This window comes from Saccharothrix sp. AJ9571 (assembly GCF_021725495.1).
Taxonomy (GTDB): domain Bacteria; phylum Actinomycetota; class Actinomycetes; order Mycobacteriales; family Pseudonocardiaceae; genus Amycolatopsis; species Amycolatopsis magusensis.
This window is the reverse complement of sequence record NZ_CP091382.1, coordinates 6799335-6813236: the sequence shown is the minus strand read 5'-3', so window position 1 is coordinate 6813236 and position 13902 is coordinate 6799335. Positions and strand designations below refer to the sequence as shown.

Below are 13902 nucleotides of genomic sequence, written 5' to 3'. Positions count from 1 at the left end.
TCACGACCCCCGAAGGCAGGCCCCCGGGGGCTCACGCCGGGCTGGCCACCCCGGCGCCGAGTTCCGGCGCGATCAGCCGCATGGTGGTGGGCGGGTTGCGCCGGGCGGCTTCCAGGTGGAGCCGCTGGACGCCGTCCACCTCGGCGCCGGTGAGGTCGCCGCGGCACGCGCAGTCCTGGTCGTCGAATCCGGCGAACCGGTAGGCGATCTCCATCATCCGGTTCCGGTCGGTCCGCCGGAAATCGGCGACCAGGTGCGCGTTCGCCCGCGCGGCCTGGTCGGCCAGCCAGTCCAGGATCACCGCGCCCGCGCCGAAGGACACCACGCGGCACGAGGTGGCGAGCAGCTTCAGGTGCCACACCCGGGCGAGCTTCTCCACCAGCAGCACGCCGACCGCACCATGCGTGCCGAACCGGTCCTGCAAGGTGGTCACCAGCACCTCGTGCGCAGGATCGGCCAGCAGGCCGCGCAGCGTCTCGTCGGAGTAGTGCACCCCGGTCGCGTTCATCTGGCTGGTGCGCAGCGTGAGTTCCTCGACCCGGCTCAGCTCCACCTCGGTGGCGCGGAAGATCCGCATCTCCAGCTCGAGCGAACGCAGGAACTCCTCGTCCGGTCCGGTGAACTCGGCGCGTTCGGTGTCGCGGCGGAAACCCGCCTGGTACATCTCGCGCCGTTTGACCGAATCGACCGTCCGCGCACGCGGGGTGAACTCCGGAAGGTCGAGCAGGCCGCTCGCCTGCTCCGCCTCATAGCACCGCACCTCGGGCAGGTGGAATTCCACCTCGGCCCGCTCGGCGGGCTGGTCGTCGATGAAGGCGATGGTCTGGTGCGCGAAGTTGAGCTTGTCCGCGATATCGCGCACCGAAGCCGATTTGGGACCCCAGCCGATCCGGGCGAGCACGAAGTATTCGGCCACCCCCAGCTCCTCCAGGCGCTGCCAGGTCGGCTCGTGGTCGTTCTTGCTCGACACGGCCTGCAGGATGCCGCGCGCATCCAGTTCGACGATCACCTGGCGGATCTCGTCGGACAGCCGCACTTCGCCGTCCTCGATCAGGGTGCCCTGCCACAGCGTGTTGTCCAGGTCCCAGACCAGGCACTTGACCATCGTCGGCTGGTCCGCGGAACTCTCGTCGCTCACCGGTCTTCCTCCCGTTTCGCCCCAGCGAGCACGTGCTCGGAAAGGATCAGCTGGCAGATCTCGTTGCTGCCTTCGATGATTTCCATCAGTTTCGCGTCCCGGTAGGCGCGCGCGACCGGGTGGCTGTCGCGGGCGCCCCGCGACGCCAGCACCTGGACCGCCGAGGCCGCGCCGTCGGCCGCGTGCCGGGAACTGACGTACTTCGCCATGACCGTGGCCACCACCATTTCCGGTGACCGTTCGTCCCAGCGGCGGCTGGCGTGTTCGCACGCGCGGGTCGCGGTCTGCTCGGCCACCAGCAGGTCCGCCACGTGCCGCGCGACGAGTTGGTGCTGCCCCAGCGGTTTCCCGAACTGCTCACGGGCGCCCGCGTGCCGGGTGACCTCGGCCAGGCACGCGCGCAGGATCCCCACACACCCCCAGGCGACCGAGATGCGGCCGTAGGCCAGCGCGGTGGTGACCAGCATGGCGGTGGACTGGCCGACGCCGCCGAGCACGTGCTCGGCCGGGAGCCGGACGCCGTCGAGCCGGATGTTCGCGTGCCCGGCGGCCCGGCAGCCCATGGGTTCCGGAACGCGCTCCACCCGCACCCCGGGGGCCGTGGCGGGCACCACGACCGCCGCGGCGCCGCCCTCGTACTGACCGAACACCACGAGCAGGTCGGCGTAGTCCGCGGCGGTCACCCAGACCTTGTGCCCGTCGACGACCACCGAGTCGCCGTCGGGCCGGATTCGGGTAGCCATGGTGGACAGATCGCTGCCCGCGCCCGGCTCGCTGAACCCGACGGCGGCCAGTTCGCCACCGGCGAGCCGGGGAAGGAACTCCTTGCGCTGCGCCCGGTCCCCGAGTCTCTGGATCGTCCACGCGGCCATGCCCTGCGAGGTCATCAGGCTGCGCAGCGAGCTGCACCGGCTGCCCACCGAAGCGGTGAGCTCGCCGCTGTCCGAGCTGGTCAGGCCGAGGCCGCCGTACCGGGCCGGGACCTCGGCGCACAGCGCGCCGGCACCGGCGAGCTTGCGAACCAGATCCTCCGGGATCACCCCGGCCCGGTCCCACGCGTCGGCCCGGTCGCCGATCAGGTCGTCGGCGAGGGCGATGAGCCCGGGCAGCTGGTCAGCCACGGCCGTCCTCGGCGTCCTCCGCCCGCAGGCGTTCGACCAGGCCCACCATGATCCGCGCGGTGCGGAAGTTGGCCAGTTTCAGGTCGGGGCCGGCGATCTCGATGTCGAAGGCACCCTCCAGGAAGACGACCAGTTCCATCGCGAACAGCGAGGACACCGTGCCCGAGTCGAAGAGGTCCACCTCGGGCTCCCAGCGGACCTTGGTGCGCTCCTCGAGGAAGTCGAGGATCTTCTCCTCGATCACCGCGGAGGTGAGTTCGATGCTCTGTTCCGGTGTCGTGGTCATGACTGCTGCCCCCCGTATTCGTAGAATCCCCGGCCGCTCTTCTGACCGAGGTGGCCTTCACGGATTTTTTCCAGCAGTAGCTCGTTCGGTTTGCAGCCCTCGTCGCCGGTCCGCTCGTGGAGCACCCGGAGCGAGTCGGCGAGGTTGTCCAGGCCGATCAGGTCCGCGGTGCGCAGCGGGCCGGTGCGGTGGCCCAGGCAGCCCTCGAACAGCGCGTCGACGGTCTCCGGCGGCGCGGTGCCCTCCTGCACGACCCGCACCGCGTCGTTGATCATCGGGTGCAGCACCCGGCTGGTCACGAAGCCCGGGTTGTCCCGCACCACCAAGACCTCGCGCCCGAGCCGCTCCAGCGCGGACTTGAGGGTCTCCTCCACGGCGGTCCCGGTGCGCCGGCCGCGGATCACCTCCACCATCGGGATCAGGTACGGCGGGTTCATGAAATGGGTTCCGATGAAGTCCCCTGGCCGGGCCACCGAGTCCGCCAGCTCGTCGACCGGGATCGACGAGGTGTTGGTCACCACCGGGGTCCCGGGGCTGACCAGCGCGGAAACCTTGGCCAGCGCGGCGGCCTTGACGTCAGCCAGTTCGGTCACGGCCTCGATGACCACGGTCGCTTCCGCGCCCTCTTCGACCGACACCGTCGTGACGAGTTCGCCGTGGGCGGTACCGGCGGGCAGCGTGCCCATGATCTGCGCCAGCTTCAGCTGCTGGCGGATCTTCTTGCGGGCCAGCGCCAGCGTGTCCTCGTCGACGTCGACCAGGGTGACCGGCAACCCGAACCCCAGTGCGAGCGTGGTGATACCCACGCCCATCACGCCCGCGCCCAGAATCATCAGCCGGTGGGCTGTCCGGTCCTCCGACACGACCTCCATCGAAAATCACCCTTCAGCTCTTGCTCGGGATTCGGAATACCCGTTTTCGGGCAACGCCGTTGTCCACCCCGGTTCGCGGGAAATCTCCGTCGCGGAATCCATTCGCCGGCCACGTGCGCGCGGCTCGACGATACTCAGTTGTGGCCGGGCGGTCGAACAACGCGCTTGTTCGCCCGGCATCGCGGTGAACCTCCTTTCTCCCCTGGCAATCATTCGAGACATTCCCGGAACGCGGCGACCGTGGGCTCGATCACCGCGTCCGACGAGGCCACTACCAGCGACAATCGACCCACGAACCACGACCGTCGCGAACCACGACCGGAGTACTAGGCGCTGGCCCGGCTCCGCTCCTCCAGTTCATCGGCGAATCGCTGCCAGGTACCCGCGCAGCGCAGCGCGAGCCCGCGTACCGACTCCACGCCGTGATCGGGGACCGCGTCCATCAGCCGGTCGAACTCGTCCGGCAGGATCGACTGGAAGCTGAGCCACCGCAACAGCGCTCGCCCGGTTTCGGTGAACCGCAGGGACGGATCCTTGGTCAGCTTCTGCCACTGCAGCAGCAGATCGGCCTCGTTGACGCCGTCCGCGGCCTTCTTCTCGGGTGGCTCGGGCCGCTGCGTGGGTGCGGGCATGTTCGTCGTCCCGGCCGGCCGCAGACCCGCGGGGATGGGGCTTTCACCTCGGCTGAGCCGCTGGCGCACGTCCCGCGCGGTGCCGACCGAGATCCCGGCCTCCCGTGCGACTGCCCGCAACGAGGCGTCCGGCCGCGCCTCGATCACCTCGCTGGCGCGCAGCCTGCCCACGACGCTGTTCAGCGGACGGATGCGACCGTCCAATCCGACCCTGGCGTTCAACTGTGCATTTCCAGCGGTTGAACTCGTCCGGATCACGCTGACCGTCCGCGCGGCGAGACCGGTCCGCGCCGCGATCGCGCGGTCCGACCAGTGCGGGTAGGACTCGATGACCCGCGCGGCCGCGGCCTCCCTGTCGGCGAGGGAGAGCGGCAAGCCACGGCCGATGTTCGACTCGACGGCGAGCACGAACGCCTCTTCCGGCGTCCCTTCGAAGAACTGGACCTCGATCTTGTCGAGCTTGCGCCGCTTCGCCGCCCACAGGCGGTGCATCCCGTCGATCACGCGCATCGTCGGACGGTGCACCAGGATCGGCGGCAGGATCGCATCGGTCTCGGCCAGCGCACGGGTGTGGGCGCTGTCCTCCCCGGAAAGGCGCGGCGAGTCCGCGGGCAACAGCGCGTCGACCGACACCAGCACCGTCATGTGACCACTCCCCAGCGAATTCGGTGTGTGGCTACAGCATTTGTCAACCCACATTCACCGCTATTGCCGACGTTCCGGCACCCCAGAGGCCTAGCGGTGCAACGAGTACGAAGGAAAGCTATCAGCAGCCAATTACAGCCCACTAACAACCTTACGCAGTCAGCTACGACCCCACGTACCGCAAAACCGTGAAAGTAGCAGCGTAGCGGCCGTTCCGACGGTCGACGCGACCGTCGGCGGCTGCGATTACAGCTGGATAACCGGTAGACCGAAGTGACGCATTGTCGGGTTCGGGCGCATTTACCACCAATGCCACTCCATGGGGACGACCAATTGGGCGAGATTCAGATCACATGGTCTTCACCGACGAGAAACCTCGTCGCGCGACCAGCGGTCGTCAGGCGATCGTCCCGGCGCCTGATTCAGCCGCCGGAGCCCATCGCGTCGATCACCTGGTTCCACCGCAGCCGGCCAGCCGGGCACGCGGTAACCACGTCGCCGGCGCTGTCCACTGCTTCCCGCCCACGGGCCGCGCGGCTTCGGTCACCAACGCCAGTTCCGCGTCGCACTGGTTCATGCCGAGGTAGACGCAGAACCTGTCGACGAACTGCCGGCACGCGGCTTCCTGCGGAGCGCTCTCGGTCCACTGCCGAGCCACCGCGACGAGGGTCGCCCGCTCGGTTTCCAGCCAGGTGCGGGCCGCCACGCGGTCGACGATCTCGGGAGCGAGCACGTCGGCGGCCGGGCAGGAGGGCACAGCCCTCGAAGCGTCGGGGTACAGGAGCCCGGTCGCCCGGTCCGTGGCGAGGCGGTACCACTCGAAGAGGCGCTGCCGATCCCGGCCCCGTTCCGCCACCTCGGATTCCGGCAGCATCGCCGCGTAGTCCGCGAGCAGCCCCTGCACCCGATACCGGTCGTGCTGCCGGCGATGCACGAGACTCGCGCCGGCGAGCCGCTCCAGCGCGCGGCCGGCCTCGGTGACCGCCCAGCCCGTGGCCGCGGCGACCGCGTCCACGCTGAAGTCCGCCGCGGGCAGCAGCCCGAGCAGGCGGAACACCCGCTTGGCCGGAGGTCCCAACGTTCGGTAGGAGTGGTCGAACGCGGTGCGGAGGGTGGCCACGTCGTCGTCGCCGGTCGACAGCACGCGGACGCGGTTGCCGGTGCGCAACTTCGCCGCGTACGACTCGAGATCGGGTTGCGACCTGCCCACGAGATCGCTCGCCGCGATCCGCAACGCCAGCGGAAGCCGGCCACAGAGATCGGCCAGTTCGCCGACGGTCTCCGCCGAAAGCGCCGGGTCGTCGCCGAGAGCGGAGCTCAGCAAACCGGTCGCCGCGCCGAGCGGGAGTACGTCGAGCTGGACCCGGTCCGCGCCGTTCAACACGGTGAGCCCGCGCAGTTCGTCCCGGCTCGTGACCAGGACCGCGCAACCCGGACCGCCGGGCAGCAAGGGGTGCACCTGCCCGGCGCCGGCCGCGTTGTCCAGCATGACCAGCATCCGGCGACCGGCCAGCACCGTGCGGTAGGCGATCACGAGCTCGTCCTCGTCGTCCGGGATCTCACCGGCCGGAACACCGAGCGCGCGGAGGAAACCGGTCAGCACGGCGGTGGTGCCCAGCGGTGGACCTGCGTGGCCACGCAGGTCCACCGACAGCTGACCGTCGGGGTAGACCGCGCGGAGCTCGTGCGCGACCCGGGCGGCGAGCGCGGTCTTACCGGCGCCAGGAGGGCCGCACACGGTGACGATCGGCACCGAGATCCGGTCCGGGGCCGGTTCGAGCAGTTCGCGGATCTGCCCGGCTTCGACTTCGCGGCCGAAGAAACTGGCCACGACCGCCGGCAGCTGGCGGGGGGCGACCGGGAGTGGGGCAGCCACGGGCTGCGGGCTTTCCCCGACCACGGCCCGGTAGACCGCCCGCACCTCGGCACCGGGGTCGACACCCACCTCTTCGGCGAGGCGACAGCGCACTTCGCGGTACGCGGCGAGCGCGTCCGCCTGCCGGTTCGAGCGGTACAGGGCGAGCATGAGCTGTGCCCAGAACTGCTCTCGCAGCGGATACTCCCCGGTGAGGTGGCGGAGTTCTCCGATGACTTCGTGGTGCCGCCCGCGCTGGAGGTTCAGGTCGACCCGCTCGGCGGCGGCGCGCAAGCGGTCCTCGAGCAGGAGCGGCACCTCGACCTGCTGAAGCGACTCCGACGGCACGTCCGCCAACGCCGGTCCACGCCATTCGGCGAGCGCGCGGTCCAGCAGGTCCGCCGCGCGGTCGAGCTCGCCGGCCGTGCGGGCAGCCTTGGCGCGTTCGGCCAGCCCTCGAAAGCGCAGCAGGTCGAGTTCCTCGCTGTCCACTTCGATCAGGTAGCCGCTGGACGTGGTCCGGATCAGCCCCGGCTCGCCGAGCGAGCGCCGCAGCCGCATCACGTAGACCCGCAACGCCGGAACCACCTCGTCGGGTGGCTGGTCACCCCACGCGTGCCGGACGAGAGTTCGGAGCGGGACCTCGCGGTTCGCGCGCAACAACAGCGACGCCAGAACCACCCGGTGTCTCGCCGAACTGATCGGCACGGTCTGGTCACCCGCGCGCGCTTCGAGCGGCCCGAGAACGCCGAAACGCAGGTGAGATTTCCGCATGACCCGCCCCCAGGCATCGATGCTGATCGTCTGGCGACGTTACCGGAAGCCGGGTCAACCGAAAACCCGCTTACGTCGACGTCCACCCCCGGGGGCGTATCGCCCGTGGGTCACTCGCAGAACACTTGCACCCTGCTGTCGGGGTCGTCGACGTCGATGTTGACCTCGCCGAGTTGCTCTATGAGCTCCTCGATGTTCTGCGGCTTGAGTTCGGTCAGGTCAATCGGTACCCCTGACCTGTCCAATGCCTTGTTGATCCTGATCAGCGCCTCCGGCGGGATGAGGCTCGCGAGGCGGACCCCGGCGCGCAACAGCTGGAGCGGGACCCGGATGTTGACCCGGCTCGGCCCGCTGTCACCGGAGGTGTCCACCGCCACCACGCGCAGGTACTTGGGCCGGGTGGCGCCCCTCGGCGTCGACTCCGGCCGTTCTCGTTCGAGGGCGTCGATCAGCCGCTCGGCCTCGTCGGCGGCGAGCTTGCCATCGGCCAGCATCTGCAGGACCTGGCGGCGCTGCTCGTTCATCATTGCCCTCCTTCGCGACTCATCTGACGCTGACCAGCACAGCCGTGTGGCCATCCTCGATCTCGAACCGGGTTCCGGGCAGCGCACACACGAACTGCCCGAGACCGCGCAGCGCGCCCATCGGGTTCACCCCGGTGACGAGGCAGGCGACCAGTCCGGCCAGCACGCCGAGCAGCAGCAGTGGCGACAGCACCAGAACGACCGGTACGACGGGGATGTACAGCCGCAGCCAGCGGCCATTGGGACGGCGTTGCCGGTAGGTCACCAGCTGCGGGATCATCGGGACCGCTCCAGCTCGGCCAGCGCCTCCTGGACACTGATCTCCCCCCGCCGCAAACGGTCGACGACGTCGGCGCCGGTCGGCGCCGGGTCCGTGTCGACGAAGTCGAGTTGCTCGGCGATCCGGTTCAGCCGAGCCTTGACCGTCGGGTAGCTCACCCCGAAGACCCGCTCCATCTCCTTGATCGAACCGTGCGAGCGGACGAACGCGGTGACGAATACCTGGTCGTCGACGCTGAGCTGAGCCAGTTGTGGCGGCTCGAACCGCCCCTCGATCGCCACACCGCTGCCGGCGAGGCGGACCCGCTCGACCACGAACGGCTGTCCGCGCGTCAGGTCCGTCAGTTCCTGCCAGTCCACCTCGACCCCCTCGACTCTCTGCCGTGGTACGGCACCATGGTTACTTGATTTTGTTAATCTGTCAACGACGACTTCTTGAGTTTTCTCACTTGATCTGCAATATTATGAACCCCCTACGGTGTCCCGCTCAGGCCAGGGCCGCCGATCACGAACCAGCGTGACGCTCGAATGGCACGAACCGTTCCCGTCCGGACAAGGAGCACCATGCAGAAGTTCGATACCCCGGCCCCGATCTCCGCCGTCGTCGAAATCGTCGCGGGGCGGATCGAGTTCGTCGCCGCCGACCGGGCCGACACCGCGGTCGAGATCCTGCCCGCGGACGCCTCGAAGAGCGGCGATGTGAAGGTGGCAGAGCAGACCGAGGTCGACTACGGCGACGGCGTCCTGCGGATTCGCTGGCAGACGACCGGACTCCTCGGCGGTTCCGATTCCGGCTCCGTCGCGGTGACGGTCCAGTTGCCCGTCGGTTCCCAGGTCGACGCGCAGGCGGCCAGTACCGAGTTCCGAACCGTAGGACGGCTCGGCGACGTCAAGTTCGAGGGCGTGCAAGCCCCGGTCACCGTCGACGAAGCCGCGAGCGTCCACATCACCGTGGTGGACGGCGACGTCGAGGTCGGCAGGCTGGGCGGGCCCGCGGAGATCAGCACCGTACAGGGCAACATCCGGATCGGCGAAGCCGTGCGCGGCAAGGTAGTGCTGAGCGCCCTGTCCGGCGACATCTCCGTCGGCACCGCCGCCGGTGTCATGGCCTCCCTCGACGCCGGCGGCGGGGGCCGCATCAAGAACTCCCTCAGGAACGATGGCACCGCCGCCGAACTCGACATCCACGCCACCACCACCGAAGGCACCATCACCACCGGCAGCCTCTGACCCGATTCCGCGGGTGGGCCGACGGCACGGTCTTGAATAGCCATGGACGCCCTTGCGGTCAGTGGGAAGGACGCCTGTCGCGTGGCAGCCTGAGAACGCGCGGCACCTACCTGGCCGTTGGGGTGGCGCTGACGCTGCAGGCGGTTGTCGGGCTGGCCGCCGGGCAGATCGCCCGCGCGTTCCTGGTCAGCGAGACGGCCTTTGGCGCAGCGGCTGGTCCGGGCGAAACCCCGCCGACCACCTTTTGCCCGAACGGCTCTCCGGCGTCCTCGCCGTCGTCTACCTGATCTTCGCCCAGGGCTACACCCCCGAGCGTGGCGGTTCCGAGCACCGACTGCTGCGCGCGAAAGCGATCCGGCTCGCCCGGCTGATAGCCACGCTGATGCCCGACGAGCCCGAAGCGTTCGGGCTGGTGGCGCTGCTGCTGCACGACGCCCGCGACACCGCCAGGTACGCCCCCTACCAGTTGCAGGCCACGATCGCCGCCATGCACGCCCAAGCCCCGTCCGGCGACCGGACCGACTGGGATCGCGTCGCGGCGCTCTACGGCGAACTGCTCGCGGTGGCGCCCACTCCCGTGGTCGCGCTGAATTACGCGGTCGCCGTGGTCATGGCCACCGAACCGGCTCGGGGGCTGGCCCTGATCGACCGGATCGACGGACTCGATCACTGCCACCTCAGGCACGCCGCCCGCGCTGGCCTCCTGCGGCGCCTCGGGCGCACCGCCGAAGCCGCCACGGCGTACCGGCGGGCACACGCGCTCGCGCGCGATCCCGCCGACCGCCGGTTCCTCGCCGGTCGCCTGCTCGCCCTCGACACCCCGGAGGCCACCTGACTGTCCTCTTCGGACTGCGCGGGTGGGCCGCCGGTGACCGGCGGCCCACCCGTCGCCGTGCTCAGGCGGTCAGCGCTTGCCGAGCCGTCCGCCCGAGGAAGGCCAGCATCCGGGTCTGCTCGGCGGCGTCGGCGGGCGGGGTGACTTCCGGGCCGAAGAAGCCCGGCCGCCGCACCACGTTGGCCTTCGTCCAGTCGAACGCCACCCGCACCAGCGCCGGGTCGAGCCGCACGTCCATGCCGAGCGGGTGCCCGATGTCCCAGGTGTGCACGAGGTGATCGGTGAGCAGGAGCGTGACCACCGCTCGCAGCGGCACCTCGCCGAGCCCCGAGATCGAGGTCGTCCGCTCCAGCGCGGCCTCGGTCAGCGCCGCCACCGTGGCTTCCCTGGCCTCCCGCCAGGTCTCCAGCGGGTCGTCCCCCGCCAGGTCCGCCGGGTGCGGTGCGCCCGGCGCTCCCGCTCGCTCGGTGTACTCCTCCCCAGTCGCCCACGCCCGCATCTGGCGCTGTCCCCAGATGACGTGCCCGGCGATGTCCCGCACCGTCCACTCCGCGCACGCCGAGGGCTCGTCCCAGCGGCCGGCACGGCGTCGAACTCGTCCTGTGCCCGCCGGTACGCCTGCATCGTGTCCATTAGGTACCTCTGTCTTCCGTCGTGGTCCAGTTGCCCTCCAAGGACGTCCGGCGCGCCGCCATCTCGACACGGGGGTCAGGAATAGTTCACCGAAAAGTTGTTCGTGCGGAAGTCCAGGCCGCCGTTGGACGAGGTGATCTCGTACCCGAACTGCGCCCGGCTCAGGATGACGTCGCCGAACCAGCCGCGGGCGCGGATCCAGTTCATCACGGCCAGGATGTCGATCGTGCCTGCGTTGGTGTCCGAGCGGCGGAGGAAGGAGAAGACCTGGGCCGAGCCGTTGGAACCGCGGTAGACCGACCAGTCGTGCCCGCCGACGGAAACGTCACCCTGGAACGAGCCGATCGGCCCGATGGGGCCGGTCTGGTTGACCCACAGCATGATCTCGTAGGCGTGGTCGTCGGCCCAGATGTCGTAGGTGCTGGTGTAGGCGCCGGAGTTCGGCACAGTGACGTCGAAGGTGCTCGAAACGCTGTTCAGCGAACTGAGCCGCCGGTTCACCTGCCGGGTGGCGTTCGGATAGGACTTGACCCCGCCGGTATCGGGGTGATTCGCCCAGACACCCCAATTGCGGTACGAGTCGGCCCAGATGGTCTGCGGGCCACCGCCTTCGCCCCAGATGTTGTTGTAGAGCGTGTAACCGCCGTTTTCCCAGGTGCCCCACCGGTCCGAGGAACTCCAGGCGGCCGCCAGTGCCGGTGACGGCATACCGCCCAAAGTCAGGGCCAGCACGAGTGCGGGGATCGCTGCACGCACGATTTTGAACACGGACGACTCCTTTGTCGCTGCGGCCGGTCGAAGTGACTGTCGAAGCGCTTCGACGACCATTTCGACGCCCCGGCCGACTGTTCACCACGGGGGTCGGACCACGATAGGGCGCGATTGTTCCACCGGGCAATGCGCGTCGCCCCATTCCCCTTTTCGACCTGCGCCCGGCCGGCCGGCAACCCGTCGTTCGGCGTAGTACCGATGTCCGGCCAGCCGGACATCACCGGCGAGCGGTGGCTGGGCCTTCCGCGGGGTGGACCGGCTCGGATGAATATCCCGGGCCCCGGCGGGGCATCCCACTCGCATGGCGATCACCGCGAAGCTGTTCCGCGTGCTGGCTTCGGCCCGGCACGCGCGTGCCTTCCACCCTCGAGGCCTGCTGCTCACCGGTGAGCTGACCCCGTTCGACGGGGGCGAACTGCCACTGCCCGCCGGTACGCGGGCGGTCACCGCGCGGTTGTCGAAGGGGATCGGCACCCCCGGTGACGTGCCCGACGCGCTGGGGCTCGCGCTCCGGTTGCACGGCGAGCCGGTGTGGGACCTCACGCTGACCAGTTCCCGCCCGCGCTTCCTGCCGTGGCCGTCCGGTTCGTGGACCGGCGCGCGGTTCAGCAGCCTGACGCCGTACCTGAGCGACGGCGAGTCGATCTGGCTGGGTGCCAGGGCCGATCGGCGGGACAATCCCGGCGGCGCCTCGCTGGACTCGGTGCGGCGACTGCTCGAAGACGGCCCGCTGCAGTACATCCTCTATACCGCGCGCGGAACCGGCGCCTGGCGGACGGCGGCGAGGTTGACCCTCCACCGCGTCGCCGCGGACGGCCCGGCCCCGGCCTTCGACCCGATGCTGAACCATCCGGACGGTATCGAGATGGCTCCGCGGTGGCTCGCCCACCTGCGGGAGTCCGCCTACGCGGGCAGCCGGACCGGCCGGGGTGGCCCGAGGCCGGAGTGACCGTCAGCGGCCCTGGCTCTCCCGGCGGGCCCGCGCCCCACGGCGACGCAGTTCCGACCGCTCCGCCCAGTTCTCGATCACGTCGTAGCCCGCGACGCCGAGCCCGACCAGGCCCAGGACACCGAGGATCACCGCGGCCGGGATCAGGTCCAGCACCGAGCACAACACGGCCGCGCCGAACAGGACGGCGCCGATCCCCAGACTCCACTTGCCCATGCCGCTCATGCCGCCACTCCCCCATCGAACCGCTTTCCGCCCGAATCTAGCGGACCGGCGGTGTGGCTGTTCGACCGAGTGACACCGACTCAGTTCAGCCTCTGGTGTACTGTTCGACGGGTGCTGACGTGTGAGACACGGGGTGCCGCGCTCGCCCGGCTGGGCCGCGCGCTGGCCGACCCCACCCGCTGCAAGATCCTCATCGCCCTGCTCGACGGCGTGAGCTATCCCGGCAAGCTGGCCGACCAGCTGGGTCTCAGCCGGTCCAACGTGTCCAACCACCTGGCCTGCCTGCGTGGCTGCGGCCTGGTCGTGGCCACCTACGAAGGCAGGCAGGTCCGCTACGCGCTGGCCGACGAACACCTCGCCCGCGCGCTCCGCGAACTGGTGCAGGTCGTGCTCGCGGTCGACACCGACGAGCCCTGCGTCGACGAGCCCAGCCGGACGCCGCGATGAACGACCGCGAACTTCCCTCGGCAGTCAGCACGGACCACTGCGGCGACGGGTGTTGTGCCTCCGAGTCCACTGTGGACGACGACCGCCGGGCCGTGCTCACGCGCCGGGTCCGGCTGCTGGTCGTCGCGACGATCACCTACAACGTCATCGAGGCGATCGTCGCCATCTCCGCGGGAACGATCGCTTCCTCCACCGCGCTGATCGGCTTCGGCCTGGACTCCGTCATCGAAGTCGCCTCCGCCACCGCGGTCGCCTGGCAGTTCTCGGGCAGCGACCCGGAAGCCCGCGAGCGCACCGCGCTCAGGGTCATCGCGGTGTCCTTCTTCGCCCTCGCCGCCTACGTCACCGTGGAAGCCGTTCGCACGCTCTTCGGCGCCGACCCCGCCGAGCACTCCACCGTCGGTATCGTGCTGGCGGCGGTTTCCCTCGCGGTCATGCCGTTCCTGTCCCACGCCCAACGCCGCGCCGGGCGTGAACTCGGCTCGGCCAGCGCCGTCGCCGACTCCAAGCAGACCCTGCTCTGCACCTACCTCTCCGGCGTGCTGCTCGTCGGCCTGCTCCTCAACAGCCTCTTCGGCTGGTACTGGGCCGATCCGCTCGTCGCGCTGGTCATCGCCGCCGTCGCGGTGCGGGAAGGCCGCGAAGCCTGGCGCGGAGAGCACTGCTGCTGAGGCGCTCGACGGCGA

Annotated in this window: 17 protein-coding genes; 5 read left to right on the top strand and 12 right to left on the bottom strand. The window is 69.9% G+C overall.

The window, feature by feature from the left end; all coding sequences use genetic code 11:
* Positions 1–31: 31 nt before the first annotated feature.
* The 9 genes from L3Q67_RS31620 to L3Q67_RS31580 form a co-directional block, all read right to left on the bottom strand.
* Positions 32–1105, bottom strand: a complete 1074-nt coding sequence (locus tag L3Q67_RS31620) for an HAD-IIIC family phosphatase (protein ID WP_499191686.1) — start codon at positions 1103–1105, stop codon at positions 32–34.
* A gap of 29 nt (positions 1106–1134) precedes the next feature.
* A complete protein-coding gene (locus L3Q67_RS31615) occupies positions 1135–2259 on the bottom strand; it encodes an acyl-CoA dehydrogenase family protein (protein ID WP_499185087.1) in 1125 nt (374 codons plus the stop codon).
* On the bottom strand, positions 2252–2545 hold the full coding sequence (locus L3Q67_RS31610) for an acyl carrier protein (protein WP_158888011.1): 294 nt from the start codon (positions 2543–2545) through the stop codon (positions 2252–2254). The genes L3Q67_RS31615 and L3Q67_RS31610 overlap by 8 nt, the downstream gene beginning before the upstream one ends.
* Positions 2542–3417 carry a 3-hydroxyacyl-CoA dehydrogenase family protein gene (locus L3Q67_RS31605; protein ID WP_499185086.1) on the bottom strand — a complete coding sequence of 292 codons (876 nt, stop codon included), beginning with the start codon at positions 3415–3417 and terminating at the stop codon, positions 2542–2544. Before L3Q67_RS31605 ends, L3Q67_RS31610 begins: the two co-directional genes overlap by 4 nt.
* 326 nt (positions 3418–3743) lie before the next feature.
* Entirely contained in the window at positions 3744–4694 is a 951-nt protein-coding gene (locus L3Q67_RS31600; protein WP_499185085.1) for a ParB/RepB/Spo0J family partition protein, read from the bottom strand.
* 448 nt (positions 4695–5142) lie between these two features.
* Positions 5143–7323, bottom strand: a complete 2181-nt coding sequence (locus L3Q67_RS31595; protein ID WP_499185084.1) for an AfsR/SARP family transcriptional regulator — start codon at positions 7321–7323, stop codon at positions 5143–5145.
* 110 nt (positions 7324–7433) lie between these two features.
* A complete protein-coding gene (locus tag L3Q67_RS31590; RefSeq protein WP_499185083.1) occupies positions 7434–7847 on the bottom strand; it encodes an SHOCT-like domain-containing protein in 414 nt (137 codons plus the stop codon).
* Positions 7848–7866: 19 nt separating this feature from the next.
* Positions 7867–8127 (bottom strand): hypothetical protein, encoded by a 261-nt coding sequence (locus L3Q67_RS31585; protein WP_499185082.1) that lies wholly within the window; start codon positions 8125–8127, stop codon positions 7867–7869.
* The gene (locus tag L3Q67_RS31580; RefSeq protein ID WP_499185081.1) at positions 8124–8486 is read right to left on the bottom strand and encodes a DUF2089 domain-containing protein; all 363 of its coding nucleotides are present in this window, start codon (positions 8484–8486) and stop codon (positions 8124–8126) included. Before L3Q67_RS31580 ends, L3Q67_RS31585 begins: the two co-directional genes overlap by 4 nt.
* 204 nt (positions 8487–8690) lie before the next feature.
* On the opposite strand from L3Q67_RS31580, the gene L3Q67_RS31575 reads away from it, so the two are divergent.
* Complete coding sequence (locus L3Q67_RS31575) at positions 8691–9356, top strand: DUF4097 family beta strand repeat-containing protein (protein WP_499185080.1); 666 nt, start codon at positions 8691–8693, stop codon at positions 9354–9356.
* 244 nt (positions 9357–9600) lie between these two features.
* Entirely contained in the window at positions 9601–10191 is a 591-nt protein-coding gene (locus tag L3Q67_RS31570) for a DUF6596 domain-containing protein (protein WP_499185079.1), read from the top strand.
* A gap of 61 nt (positions 10192–10252) precedes the next feature.
* Here the strand turns inward: L3Q67_RS31570 and L3Q67_RS31565 are convergent, their stop codons facing one another.
* Both L3Q67_RS31565 and L3Q67_RS31560 read right to left on the bottom strand, forming a co-directional pair.
* Positions 10253–10732 (bottom strand): DinB family protein, encoded by a 480-nt coding sequence (locus L3Q67_RS31565; RefSeq protein WP_499185078.1) that lies wholly within the window; start codon positions 10730–10732, stop codon positions 10253–10255.
* 167 nt (positions 10733–10899) lie between these two features.
* Positions 10900–11592: a glycoside hydrolase family 12 protein gene (locus tag L3Q67_RS31560; protein WP_499185077.1), complete on the bottom strand. Its 693-nt coding sequence runs from the start codon at positions 11590–11592 to the stop codon at positions 10900–10902.
* 304 nt (positions 11593–11896) lie between these two features.
* On the opposite strand from L3Q67_RS31560, the gene L3Q67_RS31555 reads away from it, so the two are divergent.
* A complete protein-coding gene (locus L3Q67_RS31555) occupies positions 11897–12544 on the top strand; it encodes a hypothetical protein (protein ID WP_499185076.1) in 648 nt (215 codons plus the stop codon).
* 3 nt (positions 12545–12547) lie between these two features.
* Here L3Q67_RS31555 and L3Q67_RS31550 read toward each other — a convergent pair whose 3' ends face one another.
* Entirely contained in the window at positions 12548–12769 is a 222-nt protein-coding gene (locus tag L3Q67_RS31550; protein ID WP_499185075.1) for a hypothetical protein, read from the bottom strand.
* A 111-nt stretch (positions 12770–12880) separates the two neighbouring features.
* Between L3Q67_RS31550 and cmtR the strand changes: the two genes are divergently transcribed.
* Together cmtR and L3Q67_RS31540 are read left to right on the top strand one after the other, a co-directional pair.
* Positions 12881–13216: an ArsR/SmtB family transcription factor gene (gene cmtR, locus L3Q67_RS31545; RefSeq protein ID WP_499185074.1), complete on the top strand. Its 336-nt coding sequence runs from the start codon at positions 12881–12883 to the stop codon at positions 13214–13216.
* Complete coding sequence (locus L3Q67_RS31540) at positions 13213–13887, top strand: cation diffusion facilitator family transporter (RefSeq protein WP_499185073.1); 675 nt, start codon at positions 13213–13215, stop codon at positions 13885–13887. Before cmtR ends, L3Q67_RS31540 begins: the two co-directional genes overlap by 4 nt.
* The last annotated feature ends 15 nt before the right edge of the window (positions 13888–13902 follow it).